Here is an 18,760-nt window from a genome sequence, read left to right on the forward strand (position 1 = left end):
GGACACCCCGAAGAATAATCGTAAAAGACCGGACCGGGCTCGCCGCACCCCCGCGAGTCCACTGTGGATTCGCCGACCTCCGGGATTCCCCGTGTTCACACGACCCGGAAGGGCCGGATCCCCGCGCCCGGAGCCCGGAGCACGCCCGCCCGCGCAGGCGACTGCGGGTATTCGCCCGGACACCATCGGTTCCCCCGGATACCAGACCCCGCGCGGCCGAGGTCGAAATCTCCACCACGCGCGTTACGGATCTTTCCTGAGAAGAAGCTGAAAACATTTCGCGTACTTGTCGGTAACCGTAGACATGACGTCTAAGCTTGGACCAACTGTCCAGCGTGGAGGTGGTCGTGGAGTACTGGTACGTCGACGAGCGGTCGGGGACGCGCTACCCGGGCGACCCGCGGCGCTGGCGGGGTGACGAGGGCGCCCCGCTCACCGTCGCGCCGCGGCCCGGCCTGACGCCCGGCGACGTCGACACCGGCGTCCGGTCGCTCTGGCGCTACCGCGCCGCTCTGCCCGGCGACCTGCGTCCGCTCTCGCTCGGAGAGGGCTGCACTCCCCTGGTCCGGCAGCCGTGGGGCGAGGCCGAGGTCCGGTTCAAGCTCGAGTGGTTCAGCCCGACCGGCAGCTTCAAGGACCGCGGGTCCAGCGTGATGGTCGCGGCGCTGGCCGGCGCCGGCGTGACGGAACTCCTGGAGGACAGCTCGGGCAACGGCGGCTCGTCGGTCTCGGCCTACAGCGCCGCTGCCGGGATCGCCGCGACCGTCCTGGCCCCCGAGGGGACGTCCGCCGCGAAGGTCCTGCAGACCCGCGCGTACGGCGCGACCGTCGAACTCGTGCCCGGCACCCGCGACGACACCGCCGCCGAGGCGGTCCGGCGCTCGGCGTCGACGACCTACGCCAGCCACAACTGGCACCCGTTCTTCCTGCAGGGCACCAAGACCCTCGCCTACGAACTGTGGGAGGACCTGGGGTTCCGCGCGCCGGACGCGGTCGTCACGGTCGCCGGCGCCGGCAGCATCGTGCTGGGCCTCGACCTCGGGTTCGGCGAACTCCTCGACGCCGGTTCGATCGCGCGACGGCCGCGTCTGCTCGTCGCGCAGCCCCGCAACTGCTCCCCGATCGACGCCGCGTTCCACGACCGGCAGCCGCCGCCGTTCGCCCCGACCGTCGCCGAAGGCACCGCGATCCGGCATCCGATCCGGCTCCCCGAGGTCGTCGCGGCGATCCGGCGCTCGGGCGGCGACACGGCCGCGATCGAGGAGGACGCCATCGCCGCGGCCGCCCGGCGCCTCGCGTCCCTCGGCCTCTACGCCGAACCGACCAGCGCGAGCGCCGCCGCGGCGATCGACGTGTTCCGCGACCGCGGCGCGATCCGGCCGGGCGAGACCACCGTCGTCGTACTCACCGGATCCGGGCTGAAGGCGCCGGACAAGCTGCGGGAACTGCTCGGATGACCGAGGACGAGCTGCTGCTGCGCGAGGCGGAGAAGATCGCGCACGCCGTCGGCCGGATGTTCCCCGGGCTGTGCGAGGTCGTGCTGCACGACCTGCGCGACCCGGCGCACGGGGTGCGCGCGATCGAAGGCGGCCTGTCCGGGCGCGCCGTCGGCGACCCGGCGACCGAGCTGGGCCTGGCCCGGATCGCCGACCCCGCGTTCCCGGACGTGCTGCAGAACTACCCGAACCGCTTCGCCGACGGCCGCCCGGCCAAAAGCACGTCGATCGGCCTCCGCAACTCGGCCGGCGAGTACGTCGCCGCGCTGTGCCTCAACTTCGACGTCTCCGTGCTCGGCTCGGCCGCCCACGCCCTGACCCGCCTCACCCGCACCGACGACCCGGCGCCCTTGACCGAGACCCTGCGGGCCCGCACGGCCGACGAGCTGCGAGCGCTGGTCGAGGACTACGCGGCCGACCTCGGCCACACCCCGCGCACCCTCCCGGCGGCCGGGAAGAAGGACCTCGTGCGGTTGCTGAAGGCCCGCGGGTTCCTGGAGCTGAAGAACGCGGTGCCGGCGCTGACCGAGCTGCTGGGCATCTCGCGGGCGAGCGTCTACAACTACCTGCGCTAGAAGACCGACCAGCCGGTCAGCGTCGTGAAGCGGTCGAGGGCCGCGACGCCCGCCACCGAGTTGCCGCGGGCGTCCAGGCCCGGGCTCCAGACGCAGACCGCGCAGCGGCCCGGGACGATCGCCACGATCCCGCCGCCGACGCCGCTCTTGCCCGGGAGGCCGACGCGGTAGGCGAACTCGCCCGCCGCGTCGTAGGTGCCGCACGTCAGCATCACGGCGTTGATGCGCTTCGCCGAGCTGAGCCCGAGCAGGCGGGTGCCGTCGTTGCGGATGCCGTGGCGGGCCAGGAACAACGCCGAGCGGGCGACGTCGCGGCAGGACATCGCGATCGAGCACTGGCGGACGTACTGGTCCAAAACGGACGGTACCGGGTTGCGCATGTTGCCGTAGGAGGCCATGAAGTACGCGAGCGCGCGGTTGCGGTCGGCGTGGCCGGCCTCGGACGCGGCCACCTCGGCGTCGACGTCGATGTCCGCGCGGCCGCTTTCCGCGCGCAGGAACGCGAGCAGCGCGCCCACCGCGTCGCCGTGGCAGGTGAGCTCGTCGGTCACCACCAGCGCGCCCGCGTTGATGAACGGGTTGCGCGGGATGCCGTCCTCGTGTTCCAGCTGCACCAGGGAGTTGAACGGATCGCCGGACGGTTCGCGGCCCACCCGCGTCCAGACGTCGTCGCCGCGGGCCAGCACCAGGGCGAGGGTGAAGACCTTCGACATGCTCTGCACGGAGAACGGCCGCAGCCAGTCGCCCGCGCCGTGCACGGCACCGTCCACATCGGCCACCGCGATGCCGAACCCCGGCCGGACCCGGGCCAGGGCGGGGATGTAGTCCGCCACGGCGCCGCGGCCGACCTCGGGTGCGACGTCGTCCGCGATCCGGTCCAGCAGCGCCGCGAGATCCACGGCCGTAGCGTAGAGGCGGGCGGGACGCGCGAGGATTGGGGGTCGAAGGTGATCTTGTCAAATCGAAACGGGAAATACGCGGGAACCATCGAGGTGATCTCTCGCACACCTTAAGTCTTCCTTAGTGTGCTTGGTCACTTGCGGCTAACGCCTCTAGCGTCTGGCAACCATGGATTCCTCGCTGGTCACCGAAAAAGGTGAAAGCTACTCGAAAGCGCTCGGCAACCGCCAAGTGCAGATGATCGCCATCGGCGGCGCGATCGGTGTCGGGCTCTTCCTCGGCGCCGGCGGCAAGCTCCACCAGGTCGGCCCGTCGCTGATCTTCTCCTACGCGATCTGCGGGGTGGCCGCCTACTTCGTGATGCGCGCGCTCGGCGAGCTCGTGCTGCACGAGCCGAGTTCGGGCAGTTTCGTCACCTACGCCCGGAAGTTCATCGGGCCGTGGGCCGGCTTCGCCTCCGGCTGGATGTACTGGGTGAACTGGGCGATGACCGGGATCGCGGAGATCACCGCGGTCGCGATCTACGTCCACAAGTGGCTGCCGGATGTGCCCCAGTGGATCACCGCCCTGGTCGCCCTCGGCGTCCTGCTGGCCGTGAACCTGGTCTCGGTGAAGCTGTTCGGTGAGCTGGAGTTCTGGTTCTCGGTGGTCAAGGTGCTGGCCATCGTCGTCTTCCTGATCACCGCGCTCGGGCTGGTGTTCACCAGCGCCGACATCGGCGGTACCCCGGCCGGCGTGCACAACCTGACCGACCACAGCGGGTTCTTCCCGGCCGGCGTCGGCGTCGCCCTGATGACGCTGCAGGCGGTCATCTTCGCCTACTCGGCCATCGAGGTCGTCGGCATCGCGGCCGGCGAAACGAAGAATCCGCGCCAGGTCCTGCCGAAGGCGATCAACGGCGTGGTCTGGCGGATCGGCGTGTTCTACGTCGGTTCGGTGCTGATGCTGGCGATGCTGCTGCCCTGGCCGTTCTACAACGGCGACGAGAGCCCGTTCGTCACGGTGTTCAGCCGCCTCGGCATCCCGGGCATCGGCGACGTGATGAACGCCGTCGTGCTGACCGCGGCGCTCTCGAGCGTCAACTCCGGGCTCTACTCCACCGGCCGGATCCTGCGCTCGCTGGCCGACAAGGGCGAGGCGCCGGCGTTCGTCGGCCGGATGAACCGGCGGCAGGTCCCCTACGGCGGCATCATGTTCACCTCGATCGCCTACCTGCTCGGCGTGGTGCTGAACTACCTGGTGCCGAAGGAGGCGTTCGACATCGCCATCGCGATCGCGTCCCTGGGCGTGATCACGACGTGGGCGACACTGATCTTCTGCCAGATGCGGCTGCGCCAGGCGGCGCTGCGCGGCGAGCTGGAACGACCGTCGTACCGGATGCCGTGGGCGCCGTATTCCGGCTGGGCAACGCTGGCGTTCCTCGCCCTGGTGGTGGTGCTGATGGGCTTCTCCGACGGCGCCGAGAAGATCGCGTTCTACTCGATCCCGGTGCTGGCCATCGTGCTCGCGGTCGGCTGGCGGGTCATCTCGAAGCGCCGCGAACGCGTCCCGGCCGAATAGCGGCCGGGCGGTGACGGAAGGGTCGACACGCGTGATCAGGAGGTCGACACGCGTGTTTGGCGGGTCGACACGGCGCGCGAAGCCGTGTCGACCCTTCAATCACGCGAGTTGGCGCCTCAATCACGCGAGTTGGCGCTTCGATCACGCCCGGTCCGGCCGAGGGCGGCATACTCGGTCGTCGGCGGGTGGGGATCCACGACGTCGCCCGCACGGCCGGCGCCATGAAGGGCTGAAAGGACGTCATGTCGTACCTCGAAGACCCGGCCCCCGGCCACGGCTCGGTGCCGCCGCGCGCGGCCTTCACCTCCGACGCCCCGGCGCTGTCGCTGAGCGGCACCTGGCGGTTCCGGCTCTTCTCCGCCGTCGCCGCCGCGCCGGCCGGCGTCGAGCGTGACGACTTCGACGACTCGGCGTGGGACGAGCTGCCGGTGCCGTCGATGTGGCAGCTGCACGGGTACGGCAAGCCCGCCTACACGAACGTGCGGTACCCGTTCCCGGTCGACCCGCCGCACGTGCCGTCGGACAACCAGACCGGCGACCACCGTCGGCGGTTCGACCTGTCCGCGTCGTGGCCCGCCGGGCCCGCGGTGCTGCGTTTCGACGGGATCGACTCGTGCGCACGGATCTGGCTCAACGGCGTCGAGCTCGGCGTCACGAAGGGCAGCCGGCTGCCCGCGGAGTTCGAGGTCGGGCCGCTGCTGCGGCCGCGGGACAACGTCCTGGCCGTGCGCGTGCACCAGTGGTCGGCCGGCAGTTACCTCGAAGACCAGGACATGTAGTGGCTGTCCGGGATCTTCCGCGACGTCACGCTGCTCGCGCGGCCCGTCGGCGGGATCGGCGACTACTGGCTCCGCGCGGACTACGACCACACGACCGGCCTCGGCACGGTCCGTGTGGAGACCGAGGCCGACGCGCTGCTCGCTATCCCCGAGTTGGGGGTGTCGGCTCACCCGGCCGGGTTACCGCTGGAGCTGCCGGTCGAGCCGTGGAGCGCGGAGTCGCCGCGGCTGTACGACGGCTCGCTGTCGACGGTGGCCGAGCGGGTGCCGGTGCGGATCGGGTTCCGGACCGTGGCGATCGACGACGGCCGGCTGAAGGTCAACGGCCGCCGGCTGCTGCTGCGCGGCGTGAACCGGCACGAGCACCACCCGCGCACCGGCCGGGCCGTGCCCCGCGACGTCGCGCTGGCCGACGTCCTGCTCATGAAACGGCACAACATCAACGCCGTCCGGACCAGCCACTATCCGCCGGATCCGGCGTTCCTCGAGCTGTGCGACGAGTACGGCCTCTGGGTGATCGACGAGTGCGACCTGGAGACGCACGGCTTCGGGCCGCTGGAGTGGGATCGCAACCCGAGCGCCGACCCGGCGTGGGAAGACGCCTACCTCGACCGGATGCGGCGCACGGTCGAGCGGGACAAGAACCGGCCGAGCGTGATCCCCTGGTCGCTCGGCAACGAGAGCCACACCGGGCCGAACCTCGAGCGGATGGCCGAGTGGACGCGCCACCGCGACCCGACCCGGCCGGTGCACTACGAGGGCGACCACGCATGCTCCTATGTGGACGTCCACAGCCGGATGTACGCGACCCACGCCGAAGTAGAGTCGATCGGGCTTCGCGAAGACTCGAACGAGCGGCGGCGTGACCTGCCGTTCCTGCTCTGCGAATACGGGCACGCGATGGGCAACGGCCCGGGCGGGCTGCTGGAGTACCGGGAGCTGTTCGAGCGGTACCCGAACTGTCAGGGCGGGTTCGTCTGGGAGTGGCTCGACCACGGCTTGCTCGCCGGTGACCACTTCGCCTACGGCGGCGATTTCGGCGAAGCGATCCACGACGGCAACTTCGTCGTCGACGGGCTCGTCTTCCCGGACCGGACGCCGTCGCCGGGGCTCGCGGAGTTCGCCAAGATCATCGAGCCGGTCCGGATCGAGACCGCTCCCGGCGGGATCCGGGTGTCGAACCACTATGACTTCGTGAGCACCGCGCACCTCACGTTCACCTGGGTCTTGGAGTCCGAGGGAGTCCCGGTCACGGAAGGCATTCTCGACGTTCCGACCATCCAATCCGGACAAGATGTGCTGGTTCCCTTCCCCCGGCTGCCCGCGACCGGCGGTGAATCCTGGCTGACGGTTTCGGCGGCGCTGACGTCAGGTGCTTCGTGGGCTCCGGCCGGGCACGTCGTCGGCTGGGGTCAGCTGCCGGTGTCGCCCGCGCCCGCCGTGGTGTGGCCGGCGGGTCGCGGCCCGGTGTTCCGCACCGGCGGGCGGCTGCGGCTGGGCGTCGGCGAGTTCGACCCGGTGACCGGCCGGCTGATCGCGCTGGGCGGCCATCCGGTGCAGGGGCCGCGGTTGGACGTCTGGCGGGCGACCACGGACAACGACCGCGCCGAGTCGGCTTCGGAGTGGCGGGAGGCGGGGCTGCACCGGCTGCAGCACCGGGTGATCGCCGTCGACGCCGACGGCGACGACCTGGTCGTGCGGACCCGGGTGGCGCCGCCGGCGCAGGCGTCCGGGCTGCTCACGGACTACACGTGGACGGCGCTCGGCGATCGGTTGCGGCTGCGCGTCGAGATCACGCCCGACGGTCCGGCGGGCACGCTCCCCCGGCTCGGCCTGACCATGGCCGTCCCGGGCGCGTTCGGCTCGGCCGAGTGGTTCGGCGGCGGACCCGGCGAGGCGTACCCGGACAGCCGCCAGGCGGCGCGGATCGGGCGGTTCTCCCGCGGCGTCGACGACCTGCAGACGCCGTACGTCTTCCCGCAGGAGAACGGCAATCGCGTCGACGTCCGCTGGCTGCGGCTGACCGACGCGGAGGGCACCGGAATCCGCGTCGACGGCGATCCGGCGTTCGACTTCACGGCCCGCCGCTGGACGTCGGCCGCACTCGAAGCCGCGCGGCACACGTCCGATCTGGTGGCCGGCGACCTGGTGCACCTCACCCTGGACGTCGCCCAGCACGGCCTGGGCTCGGCGTCCTGTGGGCCGGGGGTGCTGCCGCGGTACCGGCTTCAGGTGCGGAAGACGGAGTTCACGCTGGGGTTCGGTGTCGCAAATTGAGACCGCCGGGGCGCGCCGGATGCGGTGTGGTGGAGGCTCAGACCGTCAGGAGCGTGCCCGGATGACCCAGCCCACGACCGCCCCTTCACGCGCCCGGTTGCTGGCGACGCCCGGCGCCCTGGGCCTGGCCGACCTCGTCGGGATCTTCGACGACCTGCAGTTCGCGCTCAAGTGCTGCGAACGGCTCGTCGCCGAGCTGGAACGGCCCCCGGGCCGGCTGGACGCCGTGCTGATCGAGTCGCTGTGGGTGTCCGCGTTGAACTCGTACGCGCGCTGCTTCCGCACCGGCGACCGCGGCATGGGTCTGACCGTGGAGGACGTCAAGGCCACCGAGGTGCCGGGCGAGGTCGCCGAGTGGCACGAGCTGCTCGGCCGGATCCGCGACTTCGCGATCGACGGCGCGACCAACCCGCGTGAGGACTACTCGGTCGGCGTCTCACAATCCGAGTCCGGTCAGGCCGCGGGCATCGTCATCACGTCGGCCGTCCGGCCGCTGGTGGACGACGTCACGGTCCGCCAGACCGGACGGCTGGCCTTCGAGCTGAGCCGGCTGGTCGACGAGCGGATCAAGGAGCAGCAGCAGAAGGTCTTCACGGCTGCGGAACGGATGACGGCGGAGCAGCTCAAGGCACTGCCGGCCATCGAGGTCGCGGTCGACCCGGCCACGGCGCCGTCTCAATAAGTCTCATAAGTCGTCTCACTATTCCGCGTCCGGCAGGTGCCGGTAGATCGTCGCGCGGGAGACGCCCAGCGCCGTCGCGATGTCGGCCGCCGGGTGGCCGGCGTCGTAGAGGCGGTGGGCCGCCTCCACCGTCTCGGGGCTCATCACGCTCGGCCTCCCCCGGCGGCCGCGGGCAGCCGCCGGCGTGCCGAACAACCGGGCGACGCCGTCGAGGATCGCGGCTCGCAGCTCGTCGATCGGGGCGTCGGCGAACAGCACCACCGGGTCGCTGAGCATCGCGATCGCCTGTGCCGCGCGGACCCGCGCCGCCAGGTCCGCGTCCGGGCCCGCGACCAGCACGTTCGCCTTCAGCATGCCGTCGCGGAAGCGCTCGAACACCGCTTTCGACGCCGTCAGGCCGAGGTCCCGCAGGTTCATCCGCAGCAGGTACCGGTGGCTCAGCCACACGTCGAGGACCCCCTCGATCGCCGCGGCGCGCGGGTCGGCCGCGGCCTCGGCCTTGCCCATCGTCGCCTCGAGGTCGTCGAGCAGCGGCTCGGCCAGCGCCGTCACGATGTCGGCCTTGCCGGGGAAGTGGTAGAGCACCGCGGTCTTGGTCACGCCGACGCGTTCGGCCAGCTCACGCACCGACGTCGCGTGGTAGCCGCGCTCCGAGAACTCCTCCAGCGCGGCGCGCAGGATCCGGGCGCGGGTATCGGCCTCCGTCATCCCCCGAGCCTAGCCGCTTGCCTGACCGCCGGACAGTGGCGTACCTTCGAGACTGACCGATGGTCAGGAACATCATCCAGGGGGTACCACCATGAACGAGCAGACGGTACTGATCTCCGGCGCCGGCGTCGCCGGGCCGACATTGGCCTACTGGCTGGCCCGCGCGGGCTACCGGCCGACCGTCGTCGAACGCGCCAAGGGGTTGCGCTCGAGCGGCAGCCCGGTCGATGTCCGCGGCCCCGCCACCCACGTCGCGGCCGAGATGGGCCTCACCGGGAAGCTGCGCGAAGCGAGCACCGACGTCACGGCGTTGAAGTTCGTCGACGACGCGGGCCGGCGCACCGGCCGGGTGGCCACGAGCGTGCTGGGCAGCGGCGACGACGTCGAACTGTCGCGCACGGACCTCGCGGCCATCCTTTACGAGACGGCCGCGGACCGCGCCGAGTTCGTCTTCCACGACTCGATCACCGAGCTGCACCAGGACGACGGCGGCGTCGACGTCACCTTCGAGCGGGGCGCCTCGCGGCGTTTCGACCTGGTGATCGGCGCCGACGGCCTGCACTCGGGCGTGCGCCGGCTGGCGTTCGGGCCGGAGCACGCGTTCGTCGAGCACATGGGCGTCTACATCGCGACGCTGCCGCTGGCCGAACCGCCGGCCGACCGCACCGAGCTGGTCATGTACAACTCGCCGGGCCGGGCGGTCGCCGTCCACCCGTCGCGCGGCCACGCGATCGCGGCGTTCATGTTCCGCGGCGCCGATGTGCCGGGCTTCGACTACCGGAACACCGCGCTGCACAAGGAAATGCTCGCCGAGGCGTACGCCGGCGCGGGTTGGCGCGTCCCCAAGCTGCTGGCGCAGGTGCGCGAGGCGGACGACCTGTACTTCGACTCGGTGAGCCGCGTCCGGATGGACAGCTGGGCGGCGGGCCGGATCGTCCTGGCGGGCGACGCGGCCTCGTGCGTCTCCCTCTTCGGCGACGGCTCGACGCTGGCGATGGCGGGCGCGTACACCCTGGCGACCGAGCTGGGGCGGACGCCCGAGGACCCGGCGGCGGCGTTCCGGCGGTACGAAGCCGAACACCGGAAGCTGGTGGAACCCAAGCAGCGCAACGTCTCGGCGGCCGCGGCCATGCTGATCCCGGCCACGCGCCGAGGCTTGGTGGCCCGCAACCTCGGCACGCGCCTGATGCCGCTGGTGTCCGCGGCCCGACGGCTCGTGCCCGCACGGGCGGCGTAGCCGGACCAGAAGGCTGAGCGTCAGGCGCGCAGCATCGGTGGGTACAGCAGCTCCGCCTTGCCCCGCCGGTACAGCTGGGCCGGGCGGCCGCCGTCGCGGGTGGTCGTCCGGCCCGTCGGCTCCAGGAGGCCGTCCGCGCCCGTCACCTTGCGGTGGAAGTTGCGGGGGTCGAGGCGGGTGTCCCAGACCAGCTCGTACACCCGGCGCAGCTCCGCGACCGTGAACTCCGGCGGGCAGAACGCCGTCGCCAGCGGTGAGTACTCCAGCTTCGCGCGGGCGCGCTCCAGGCCGTCGGCGAGGATCCGGTCGTGGTCGAACGCCAGGCTTTCGCCCGCCAGGGACCGGACCGGGGCCCAGCGCGCGTCCGCCGCGTCGGTGCCCGCGCGCGGGGTCGGGAGGTCCGGGGCCAGCGCCAGGTAGGCCACCGTGACGACGCGCATCCGCGGGTCGCGGTCCGGGGCGCCGTAGCCGGCGAGCTGTTCGATGTGGACGGTGCCCGGCGCCAGCCCCGTCTCTTCCGCCAGTTCGCGGCGGGCCGCCTCCTCGAGGTCCTCGTCCGCGCGGACGAAGCCGCCGGGCAGCGCCCAGCCGCCGAGGAACGGCTCCACTCCCCTGCGGACCACGAGGGCGCACAGCTCGTCCCCGGTCAGGGTGAGCACGACGAGGTCGGCGGTGACGGCGAACGGTGGGTGACCCATGCCACCACCCTAGCCGGTAATCGTCAGCTTGACGATTAGGCCGTCGACCCCATATCGTCAGGCCGACGATAAGAGGAGGCACCAGATGGCCGACATCATCCGCCGGTTCGGGTTCCGGCACCTGCGCGGCGCCCCGACCGTGCACATCCGCCACTACCGCCGCGGCAAGCTCGCGCACGACGGGCTCGGGCTGTCGTTCTGGTACCGGCCGCTCACGGCGGTCGTCTCGGAGGTCCCGGTCGACGACCGCGAGCTGCCGCTGCTGTTCCACGCCCGCACGGCCGACTTCCAGGACGTCACCGTGCAGCTCGCGCTGACCTTCCGGATCGTGGACCCGGCGCTGGCCGCGCAGCGGATCGACTTCTCGATCGACCCCGACACCGGGCGCTGGAGAAGCGACCCGCTGGCCCAGATCAGCGGGCTGCTCACCGAGAACGTCCAGCAGTACGCGGTCGAGGTGCTCACCCGCACTCCCCTGGCCACCGCGCTCGTCGACGGCGTCGGCGCGGTCCGCGACCGGATCCGCGCCGCGCTCGCCGACGAGGACACGCGGCTCTCGCAGACCGGCTCGGCGGTGCTCGACGTCCGCGTCGTCTCCATCCGCGCCGAGCCGGAGGTCGAGAAAGCCCTGCAGACGACGGCGCGGGAGAAGGTACAGCAGGAGGCCGACCGGGCGACGTTCGAGCGGCGCGCGCTGGCCGTCGAACGCGAGCGGGCGATCAGCGAGAACGAGCTGCAGAGCCAGATCGAGCTGGCCCGCCGCGAGGAGCAGCTGCTCGCCCAGCGCGGCGCGAACGCCCGGCGTCAGGCCGAAGAGGCCGCGCAGGCGAACCGGATCGACACCGAGGCGCAGGCGTCGCGGGAAGAGCGGCTGACGCAGGTCAAGGCCGACGGCCAGCGCGCGCTCGGCGAGGCCGCGGCGGCCGGCGAGGCGGCCCGGCTCGCGGCGTACCGCGACCTGCCCGAAGGAGTGCTGACCGGACTGGCGCTCAAGGAACTGGCCGGAAACCTGCCGAAGATCGACAGCCTGGTACTCACGCCGGACCTGCTCACGCCGCTGCTGACCAAGCTGGGAGTGCGGTCGTGAGCCTCGCCCCGCGCGTGGTGCTGGTGCACCGGCGCACCGAGCTCGACGAGCTGCTCGCCCGGCACGGCACCCGCGGCCAGGCCGAGTTCTTCCTGCGCACGCGCGGCCGTGACCTGGCGGAGGTGACGGAGGCGGACGCCGCAGTACGCACGGCTTTGGCCACGGCGTCGGCGGCGATCCCGCTGGACTGGCGACGCGGCGAGGTCGAACGCGGCGACCTCTCGCGGTTCCTGTTCACCCCCGAGGACGTCGTCGTCGTGGTCGGCCAGGACGGGCTGGTCGCCAACGTCGCCAAGTACCTCGACGGCCAGCCGGTCGTCGGGATCGCGCCGGGCGCGCCCGGTGTCCTGGTGCGGCACCCGGCCGCCGCGGTCGCGGACCTGGTGCGCGCCACCGGGAACGTCGAGCACCGGACGATGGCCGAGTTCACCGCGGACGACGGCCAGCGGCTGCTGGCGCTCAACGAGATCTACCTCGGCCACGCCGGGCACCAGACGGCCCGCTACCGGCTGGGGGTCGGTGGCGGGCCGGCGGAACGCCAGGCGTCGTCGGGGGTCCTGGTCGGGACGGGCACCGGCGCGACGGGCTGGTGCGGCTCGGTGTGGCAGGAACGTCGCAGCCCGCTGCGCCTGCCCGCGCCCGGCGAGGCGCGGCTGGTCTGGTTCGTGCGGGAGGCGTGGCCGTCGCCGTGGACCGGGACGGCGCACACGGAAGGCGAGCTGACGTCGGCCCCGCTGACGGTGGAGGTCGAGTCGGACCGCCTGGTCGCGTTCGGCGACGGCCTCGAGACGGACAGCGTCACCCTGACTCGCGGCCAGAGCGCGAGGTTCGTCCCGGCCGCGAAGACCGTCCACTTGGTCCGGTGACGGCCGGACCGGCACACCGAGGGGGCGTGCCGGTCCGGCTGGGACACGATGTGGCAACGTTGTCACATTCATGGGGCGAGACGGCCAGAATGATCTCCTCCCCGACTAGCGGAGGTGGACCGGGATGACGTGGGTGGTGTGGGTGGTCGCCGCGGCGCTGGTCGTCGTCGCCGGGGCCGGGGTGGTCGCCGTGCCGCGGCTGCGGGACCGGGACCTGCGCCGGCGGACCGCCTGGTCGGCCGCGCGGGCCGCGATCGACAGCGCCGCCGTGAGCCGCGACGCCGCGACGACGTCCCAGCCGGAAGCCGAGCAGCTCCTCGCCCGCGCCGAGACCCTCGCCGCCGCGCACGGCGGGCCGCGGGCGGCCGAGTCGGCCCACGACCACGCCGTGCGTGCCGACGAACTCTGGCGGGCCGCCCGTGACTAGGCGGTGGCCGGACCGGCTGCGGTGGATCCTGCTCGCCGTGGCCGTAGTCGTGCTGGTGGCGTTCCTCCTGGTGCAGAAGCAGAGCACCCAGGTCAGCTACGGCCAGGCCCCCGCCGGCGCCGACCCGATCCCGGAGGGTTCGGCCGGCGAGCTGAGCGGCGCGACCGTCCCGTCCACCGAGCAGCTGACGGCGATGGTGAAGGCCGCCCCCGTCGTGCGGCTGCCCGGCTCGATCGCGTCCTGGGACGACCAGGCCGTCAAGGCCGCCGCCGGCAGCGCCGGGGCCCGGATCCTCGTCGCGCCGCCCGGGCTCAAGAAGGACGACAGCACCCGGCTGCGGGACGTCGACGACGCGACCGTCCGCGTCATCGGGACCGAGGTCAGCGGCGGTGTCCTGCAGGCCTCGGCCGACCGCGCGGGCGAGTGGATCCGGCAGTTCGCCACCGGCGACGTCACCGAGTCGCTGACCACCCTGATCGCCCACCTCAACCACCAGCCGGACGCGCCGGACCAGCCCGCACTCGCCCGGCGCGACCCGACCGCCGGCGAACTGACCGCGGCCACCGCGGCGCTCGAGAGCACCGGCCGGTTCATCGCGCTGGGAGCGACGATGAAGGACGTCCCCGCGTCGACGGCGGCGTTCCCCGGCGCCCAGCCGCTGTACGTCGCCCTGCCGCAGCAGCCGGCCGGTCAGCCGCTGATCCACTACGGCCCGGCGCTGGCCAAGGAGTTCCCCGGTCGCCCGATCGTGGCGATGTACGGCTCGTGGGTGGAGTACGACGGGCCGTCGGCCGCCGCGTTCGCCGACGTCGCCACCGCCAGTTTCTACGGCCAGTTCGGCGACCGGCTCAGCGAGTACGCCTACCCGCAGCGCAACGTCCTGGGCGCCTGGCTCGACCGCGTCACGGCCATCCGCTACGCCGGGCTGTTCGACCGTCCGCTGCCCTACGTGCCGTTCGACCCCGTCCGCGTCGCGCTGCCCGCGCTGCCGTGGCTCTTCGCCGCCTGCGCGGTCGGGTTCCTCGCCCTGTCGGCGCGCAAGGTGCTGCGGCCCGGCCGGCCCGGCACCGGGGTCGGCGTCCCGGCGCGGCTGGCCGGTCTGACCGCACTCGCCGTGGAGATCTCGAGCCTCACGGACGGCGCGTCGGACGCGTCGCTCACCCGCGGGATCACCCAGCTGACGGCGGCTCGCGAAGCGTTCGACCAGAAGCTGCCGGACAAGCACGTGCACGGTCTGCTCGACGCGGCCGAGTCCGATTTGGACACGACCGCCGACCTGCTGGGCCGCGCGGACTACCGGCCGGCCGCGTTCCTGCAGGGGAGGCTCGCGTGAAACGGTTCTTCCGCAGCGCGTTCGGTGTCGCGGTGCTCGGCTGCCTGGTGCTGGCGGGCTGGGCGGTGTGGTCCGCTGGCGTGTTCGATGGCCCGATCGCCCGGCAGCTGCGGACGTCGTCGGTGTACGCCGCGCCCGGCGTCGCGATCGACCAGGCCGCCGCGGAACGCGTGATCGGCAACCGGCGGCTGACCGTCGCGTTCCTCGAGCCGGGCACCGACCTGAGCGACGCGTGCGACAGCGTGTCCGGCGCGGCCGACGGCACCCTCGCCCTGATGCTCAGCCGCGACGGCGACGACTTCGAGAAGTACGGCTGCTCCCAGCTGCCGGACAAGGACGACGAGAACTTCGGCAAGGCGTTCGTCGCGGAGTCGATGATCGGCAACGGCATCGACGCGTTCACGAACAACCCGGTCGACGCGCTGAAGGTGGCGGTCGTCAACTACGACCTGCTGGTCCGCTCCGGCGCGATCCCCGACGGCGGCCGCACGGTCAGCCCGTCCCTGCCGCGCTACCTCGTCGCGGTGGCCGCGATCGCGGCCGTCCTCCTGGGTGCGGCCGCGCTGTACCTGGCCGCTCGCCGGGCCGCCCGCACGGCGCTGGCCCGCCAGGAACGCCGTGACGCCGAAGCGGACGCCCGGACGGAACTGTCGGCCGCGGCCGCGGTCTTGGCCCAGGAGATCATCGACCTGGACAAGCGGTACGCGCGGGAGAAGGCCAAGAGCAAGTTCGTCCGCGGCTACCGGAGTCTTGTGTCGGACTACACGAATCTGCTGCCGGACCTCGGTCGAGAGACGCCCGAGCTGCGGGCCCGGGTCGAGAAGCTGCTGACCCGGGCCCGGAAGCTGGCCGCTCAGGTGCCGTAACGGGCCTTGACGATCGACGGCGTGTCGAGGTTGTGGCCCGCGTCCATGTTCTGCGCGAGCCGGAGGTACTGGCCCTCGGCCCACATCAGCGGGCCCGCGCTGCCGGTCGGGCGGCCGAGGCCGAAGCAGCCGACGTCGGCGCGGTCCCAGACCTGCTCGGGGACGAAGTAGCCGTCGTTGGCCGAGTCCGCCATCGACTTGAGGTACACCGCCGCCGAGCGGCCGTTGGCCAGCTCGTACTGGCCGCGCTCCCCCGAAAGCACCGGCCACAGCCGCCCGAACCGCTGCGCGCCGCCCGCGGGCCAGCCACTGCAGTTCGCGGTGCTCTCGCCGTAGTTGTCGTGGGCGTACCGGTGGAAGTAGACGTCGCCGTTGGGCAGCGTCACCTGCACCGTCGAGTTGCCGTCGGACGCGGCGGCGGTCGGGGCGACCGAGTTCGCGATCGTGGTGTCGTTCGCCGAGCGGATGCCGAGGCGGACCAGGTCGAGGAACCCGAAGTCCGTGACGTCGTGCTCGTAGAAGCAGCCTTCGTCGAAACAGATCGTGCCGGTGTCGTTCGGGTTGCCGCTGCGGTCGAGGCGTTCGTAGTAGGTGTGGCCGCCCCAGTAACCGGACGTCGTGACCGTCCAGCCCGCCAGGGAGTTGCGCCAGGAGTCCGCTGTGGACTCCCACGACGTCGCGCTCGCGGTGTCGCCGTTGGCCCGCGCGATCGCGCCCGCCGCGACGAGCCCGGCGATCTCGGCCGCGATCGACGACGGCGACTTGCCGTACTGCTCCTCCCACCGCTCGGTGGTGTCCGGGCCGGTCGCGACGATGTGGCCGGCCGTCGTCTTGACCTTGGCGTAGGTCGAGGCGTCGGTGACGCCGGTCAGCCAGGCCAGCAGGATCGCGTCGGCGTCCTGGTCGAGCTGCTCGCAGCAGCCGAGCTGCTGCGCACTGGCGCCGGCCACGCCGGAAACCGGGCTGTAGCGCGGGAACGAGCCGGCCGGGTACGTCACGCCGTCGCCCGCGGTCGGGCTGCCGATCCACTGGGAGTTCCAGAGGAACTGGGCCATCCGCTTGGCCTGCGCGGCGTCGCCGGCGGCGAGCAGGCCGGTCGCCTGCTGGTAGAGGTCACGGCCCCAGACGCGGTGGTAGCCGTCGTTGAGCTGGTCGCCGTTGGTGTAGTCGCCCCACGGCGTCGCGAGGCCCGCGACGCTCGCGCCCGGGTGCTGCTTGTCCTCGGCGGTCTTGAGCGCCATCGCCGCGACGTAATACGCGCGACGGCGTTGCGTGTCCCCGGAAACGCTGGCGGGGGCGGGTTTCAGGCTGGCCACGTAGGAGTTCCAGCCGCTGCGATAGGCGCTTGAGGTGGCGGCGAACCCGCTGCTCAGCGACCCGCTCGCGGCCGACGTCGCCGCGGCCGCGGTGCCGCCGTAGCCGAGCGCGACGGTGAACGTGGTATCCGCGCCGACCGGGATCTGTCCACATTGGACGACGTTGCCATTGCCGGAGATGTTGTCGAACTGGTTGTTCAGAGTCTTGTCGGCGCGTAAGTCGGTCAGGCAGTCGCTGCCGGCGCCGGTGTAGCCGTTGTCGTGCGCGGTGAAGCCGGTCGAGACGCGCAGTGCGGAGACGACGGTGGTGGCCGCGCCGCCGAAGAGCGTCTCGGTGCCGCTGGCGAGGAGGCCGCTGCCGTCCCACCAGGCGTTGTCGTTGGCGCCGCCGCCGGCCATCGACGGGTTGGCCAGGAGGTAGAGCCGGTAGCTGCCGCCGTCGAGGGACTGGAACCGCGTGTTGGTGACGAGCGTGGCGCGGGCCGGGTCGGTGACGTAGTCGGTGGCGATCCGGTACTTCCCGCTCTTGGCGGTGTTGGTGACGGTGTACTGCAGCGCCTTCTCGTCCGGCATGGTGACGACGTGGTTGGTGTTGTCGCGTTCCAGGTCGACGAATGTCGAACCGTCGGTGATCACGAACTGGCGATCCTGCATGTTGGGGACGTCGGCGCGCGGGTAGAACACCTCCGAGGTCACGCCGTTGGCGACGGTGAACCACACCGGGCTCGCACTGGTCGCCGAGGTGCCGAGGGCGGATTTGTTGCCCGTGGCCCAGGACGCACCACCGCCGCAGCAGTCCGTCGCCGTGCCGCTCGCCAGCGCCGTGCCGGGCAGTGCGCCGGCGAGCAGAACGCTCACTCCGGCGCAGGCCAGGACCGCTTTCCAGCTGATCATCGGGACCCTCCGACGTCGTTGTCGCAATATGTTGCGGACCGCAACATATTGCGCCACGGAGCGATGACAGGCAATGTCCGATAGTTCTGAACCGATCCAGCCCTGCACCACAGCCACCGAGCCGGTTCCAGCGTTCGCCACGCCCTCCGGAGTGGCCAACACACCACCCGGAACGGCCAACACGACAACGGGAGTGGCCAACACGCCGCCCCCGGCCGACACCGGAACACCACCGCCGGCGTGTTGGCCACTCCGGTCAGCGTGTTGGCCGTTGCGGGCAGCGTGTTGGCCGGTGGGGTCAGCGTGTTGGCTGCTCCGGGTGGCGTGTTGGCCGGGGCGGGTGGCGGTCAGGCGTCGGCGATGCGGGCCAGCCACTCGGACAGCAGGACCCGCTCGGCGTCGGTCAACGCCGTCGTCCCGGCCAGCCCCGCGCGCAGCGCGATCGCCCGGCCCGGGAGGTCGTCCGCGCCCGACGGCGTCGACTCCTCGGTCAGGATCCGGGCCAGGACCGTCTCGCGGGCCGTCGCCGACAGGTCGGGGTCGCGGTCGTCGAGAGGCGTCGCGATCTGGTTCAGCACCACGCCCATGCCGGTCGCGTGGACTAGCCGCGCCGCGCGCTCGACGCTCACCCGCAGCCGGCCCGCTTCGGCGACTCGCGTGACGATGCCGTGCAGCATCGCTTCAGCCTCGCGCGCCGCCGGGGAGGTGCGGCCCGGGCGGGCGTCGCCGTACATCAGGACGTAGAACTCCGGTCGGTACAAGCCGAACTCGATGTGGAGGTCCCAGCCGCGCCGGAGGTCCTCGACGGCGTCGCCGGTCGAGCCCAGCTCGCGCTTGCTCGTCAGGTACTCGCCGAAGCCGTACGCCGCGACCGCGTCCAGCAGGCCGTCCTTGTCACCGAACAGCCGGTACAGCGCCGGTGGCTGGACGCCCGCCGCGGCGCTCACCGCTCTGGTCGACAAACCGTCGCGGCCCTCGGCGACCAGCAGGGCCGCCGCTGCCTCGAGGATCCGCTCGCGGGTGTCCGTCGCCGTCTTCGTCGCCATGGTTCCGATGATA

Annotated in this window: 17 protein-coding genes; 12 read left to right on the forward strand and 5 right to left on the reverse strand. The window is 72.1% G+C overall.

All coding sequences use genetic code 11. From position 1 onward, the window contains the following. The first annotated feature begins 317 nt into the window (after positions 1–317). Complete coding sequence (locus tag ACLJQZ_RS16360) at positions 318–1,457, forward strand: threonine synthase (RefSeq protein WP_410620833.1); 1,140 nt, start codon at positions 318–320, stop codon at positions 1,455–1,457. Continuing rightward, entirely contained in the window at positions 1,454–2,071 is a 618-nt protein-coding gene (locus tag ACLJQZ_RS16365) for a transcriptional regulator (RefSeq protein WP_410620834.1), read from the forward strand. Before ACLJQZ_RS16360 ends, ACLJQZ_RS16365 begins: the two co-directional genes overlap by 4 nt. On the opposite strand, the gene ACLJQZ_RS16370 is transcribed toward ACLJQZ_RS16365, so the two are convergent. Beyond that, complete coding sequence (locus ACLJQZ_RS16370; protein WP_410620835.1) at positions 2,068–2,970, reverse strand: glutaminase; 903 nt, start codon at positions 2,968–2,970, stop codon at positions 2,068–2,070. The genes ACLJQZ_RS16365 and ACLJQZ_RS16370 overlap by 4 nt on opposite strands. A 169-nt stretch (positions 2,971–3,139) precedes the next feature. Between ACLJQZ_RS16370 and ACLJQZ_RS16375 the strand changes: the two genes are divergently transcribed. The 4 genes from ACLJQZ_RS16375 (at position 3,140) to ACLJQZ_RS16390 (ending at position 8,269) form a co-directional block, all read left to right on the forward strand. Continuing rightward, a complete protein-coding gene (locus ACLJQZ_RS16375) occupies positions 3,140–4,531 on the forward strand; it encodes an amino acid permease (protein WP_410620836.1) in 1,392 nt (463 codons plus the stop codon). A 242-nt stretch (positions 4,532–4,773) separates the two neighbouring features. Then, positions 4,774–5,310: a sugar-binding domain-containing protein gene (locus tag ACLJQZ_RS16380; RefSeq protein ID WP_410620837.1), complete on the forward strand. Its 537-nt coding sequence runs from the start codon at positions 4,774–4,776 to the stop codon at positions 5,308–5,310. A gap of 114 nt (positions 5,311–5,424) precedes the next feature. Next, positions 5,425–7,587 carry a glycoside hydrolase family 2 TIM barrel-domain containing protein gene (locus tag ACLJQZ_RS16385; protein ID WP_410620838.1) on the forward strand — a complete coding sequence of 721 codons (2,163 nt, stop codon included), beginning with the start codon at positions 5,425–5,427 and terminating at the stop codon, positions 7,585–7,587. 61 nt (positions 7,588–7,648) lie between these two features. After that, positions 7,649–8,269, forward strand: coding sequence for a hypothetical protein (locus ACLJQZ_RS16390; RefSeq protein ID WP_410620839.1), 621 nt, complete (start codon positions 7,649–7,651; stop codon positions 8,267–8,269). 18 nt (positions 8,270–8,287) lie between these two features. Here ACLJQZ_RS16390 and ACLJQZ_RS16395 read toward each other — a convergent pair whose 3' ends face one another. After that, positions 8,288–8,977 (reverse strand): TetR family transcriptional regulator, encoded by a 690-nt coding sequence (locus tag ACLJQZ_RS16395; protein ID WP_410620840.1) that lies wholly within the window; start codon positions 8,975–8,977, stop codon positions 8,288–8,290. 91 nt (positions 8,978–9,068) lie between these two features. Here ACLJQZ_RS16395 and ACLJQZ_RS16400 point away from each other — a divergent pair, with 91 nt between their 5' ends. Next, complete coding sequence (locus ACLJQZ_RS16400) at positions 9,069–10,214, forward strand: FAD-dependent monooxygenase (RefSeq protein ID WP_410620841.1); 1,146 nt, start codon at positions 9,069–9,071, stop codon at positions 10,212–10,214. Between the two features lie 20 nt (positions 10,215–10,234). Here the strand turns inward: ACLJQZ_RS16400 and ACLJQZ_RS16405 are convergent, their stop codons facing one another. Continuing rightward, positions 10,235–10,912, reverse strand: coding sequence for an NUDIX hydrolase (locus ACLJQZ_RS16405; RefSeq protein WP_410620842.1), 678 nt, complete (start codon positions 10,910–10,912; stop codon positions 10,235–10,237). 85 nt (positions 10,913–10,997) lie between these two features. Here ACLJQZ_RS16405 and ACLJQZ_RS16410 point away from each other — a divergent pair, with 85 nt between their 5' ends. The 5 genes from ACLJQZ_RS16410 to ACLJQZ_RS16430 all read left to right on the forward strand — a co-directional run bounded on the left by ACLJQZ_RS16410 (position 10,998) and on the right by ACLJQZ_RS16430 (position 15,491). Further along, positions 10,998–11,999, forward strand: coding sequence for an SPFH domain-containing protein (locus tag ACLJQZ_RS16410; RefSeq protein ID WP_410620843.1), 1,002 nt, complete (start codon positions 10,998–11,000; stop codon positions 11,997–11,999). Further along, on the forward strand, positions 11,996–12,865 hold the full coding sequence (locus ACLJQZ_RS16415; RefSeq protein WP_410620844.1) for a hypothetical protein: 870 nt from the start codon (positions 11,996–11,998) through the stop codon (positions 12,863–12,865). The genes ACLJQZ_RS16410 and ACLJQZ_RS16415 overlap by 4 nt, the downstream gene beginning before the upstream one ends. Before the next feature lie 124 nt (positions 12,866–12,989). Continuing rightward, a complete protein-coding gene (locus tag ACLJQZ_RS16420; RefSeq protein ID WP_410620845.1) occupies positions 12,990–13,292 on the forward strand; it encodes a DUF6403 family protein in 303 nt (100 codons plus the stop codon). A gap of 37 nt (positions 13,293–13,329) precedes the next feature. Next, positions 13,330–14,625, forward strand: coding sequence for a hypothetical protein (locus tag ACLJQZ_RS16425; RefSeq protein ID WP_410620846.1), 1,296 nt, complete (start codon positions 13,330–13,332; stop codon positions 14,623–14,625). Continuing rightward, entirely contained in the window at positions 14,622–15,491 is an 870-nt protein-coding gene (locus tag ACLJQZ_RS16430; protein WP_410620847.1) for a hypothetical protein, read from the forward strand. The genes ACLJQZ_RS16425 and ACLJQZ_RS16430 overlap by 4 nt, the downstream gene beginning before the upstream one ends. Here the strand turns inward: ACLJQZ_RS16430 and ACLJQZ_RS16435 are convergent. Further along, the gene (locus tag ACLJQZ_RS16435; protein ID WP_410620848.1) at positions 15,479–17,701 is read right to left on the reverse strand and encodes a glycoside hydrolase family 15 protein; all 2,223 of its coding nucleotides are present in this window, start codon (positions 17,699–17,701) and stop codon (positions 15,479–15,481) included. The two genes, ACLJQZ_RS16430 and ACLJQZ_RS16435, sit on opposite strands and share 13 nt — an antisense overlap. A gap of 347 nt (positions 17,702–18,048) precedes the next feature. Then, positions 18,049–18,747, reverse strand: coding sequence for a TetR/AcrR family transcriptional regulator (locus ACLJQZ_RS16440; protein WP_410620849.1), 699 nt, complete (start codon positions 18,745–18,747; stop codon positions 18,049–18,051). Between the last annotated feature and the right edge of the window lie 13 nt (positions 18,748–18,760).

It is taken from the genome of Amycolatopsis sp. cmx-8-4 (assembly GCF_046548675.1).
Lineage (GTDB): Bacteria > Actinomycetota > Actinomycetes > Mycobacteriales > Pseudonocardiaceae > Amycolatopsis.

What these genes read in the sequence shown, in the direction of transcription:
- ACLJQZ_RS16365 (WP_410620834.1), top strand. Translation starts at nt 1,454, where the DNA reads ATGACCGAGGACGAGCTGCTGCTGCGCGAGGCGGAGAAGATCGCGCAC.
- ACLJQZ_RS16375 (WP_410620836.1), top strand. Translation starts at nt 3,140, where the DNA reads ATGGATTCCTCGCTGGTCACCGAAAAAGGTGAAAGCTACTCGAAAGCG.
- ACLJQZ_RS16380 (WP_410620837.1), top strand. Translation starts at nt 4,774, where the DNA reads ATGTCGTACCTCGAAGACCCGGCCCCCGGCCACGGCTCGGTGCCGCCG.
- ACLJQZ_RS16390 (WP_410620839.1), top strand. Translation starts at nt 7,649, where the DNA reads ATGACCCAGCCCACGACCGCCCCTTCACGCGCCCGGTTGCTGGCGACG.
- ACLJQZ_RS16395 (WP_410620840.1), bottom strand. Translation starts at nt 8,977, where the DNA reads ATGACGGAGGCCGATACCCGCGCCCGGATCCTGCGCGCCGCGCTGGAG.
- ACLJQZ_RS16400 (WP_410620841.1), top strand. Translation starts at nt 9,069, where the DNA reads ATGAACGAGCAGACGGTACTGATCTCCGGCGCCGGCGTCGCCGGGCCG.
- ACLJQZ_RS16405 (WP_410620842.1), bottom strand. Translation starts at nt 10,912, where the DNA reads ATGGGTCACCCACCGTTCGCCGTCACCGCCGACCTCGTCGTGCTCACC.
- ACLJQZ_RS16410 (WP_410620843.1), top strand. Translation starts at nt 10,998, where the DNA reads ATGGCCGACATCATCCGCCGGTTCGGGTTCCGGCACCTGCGCGGCGCC.
- ACLJQZ_RS16420 (WP_410620845.1), top strand. Translation starts at nt 12,990, where the DNA reads ATGACGTGGGTGGTGTGGGTGGTCGCCGCGGCGCTGGTCGTCGTCGCC.
- ACLJQZ_RS16435 (WP_410620848.1), bottom strand. Translation starts at nt 17,701, where the DNA reads ATGATCAGCTGGAAAGCGGTCCTGGCCTGCGCCGGAGTGAGCGTTCTG.
- ACLJQZ_RS16440 (WP_410620849.1), bottom strand. Translation starts at nt 18,747, where the DNA reads ATGGCGACGAAGACGGCGACGGACACCCGCGAGCGGATCCTCGAGGCA.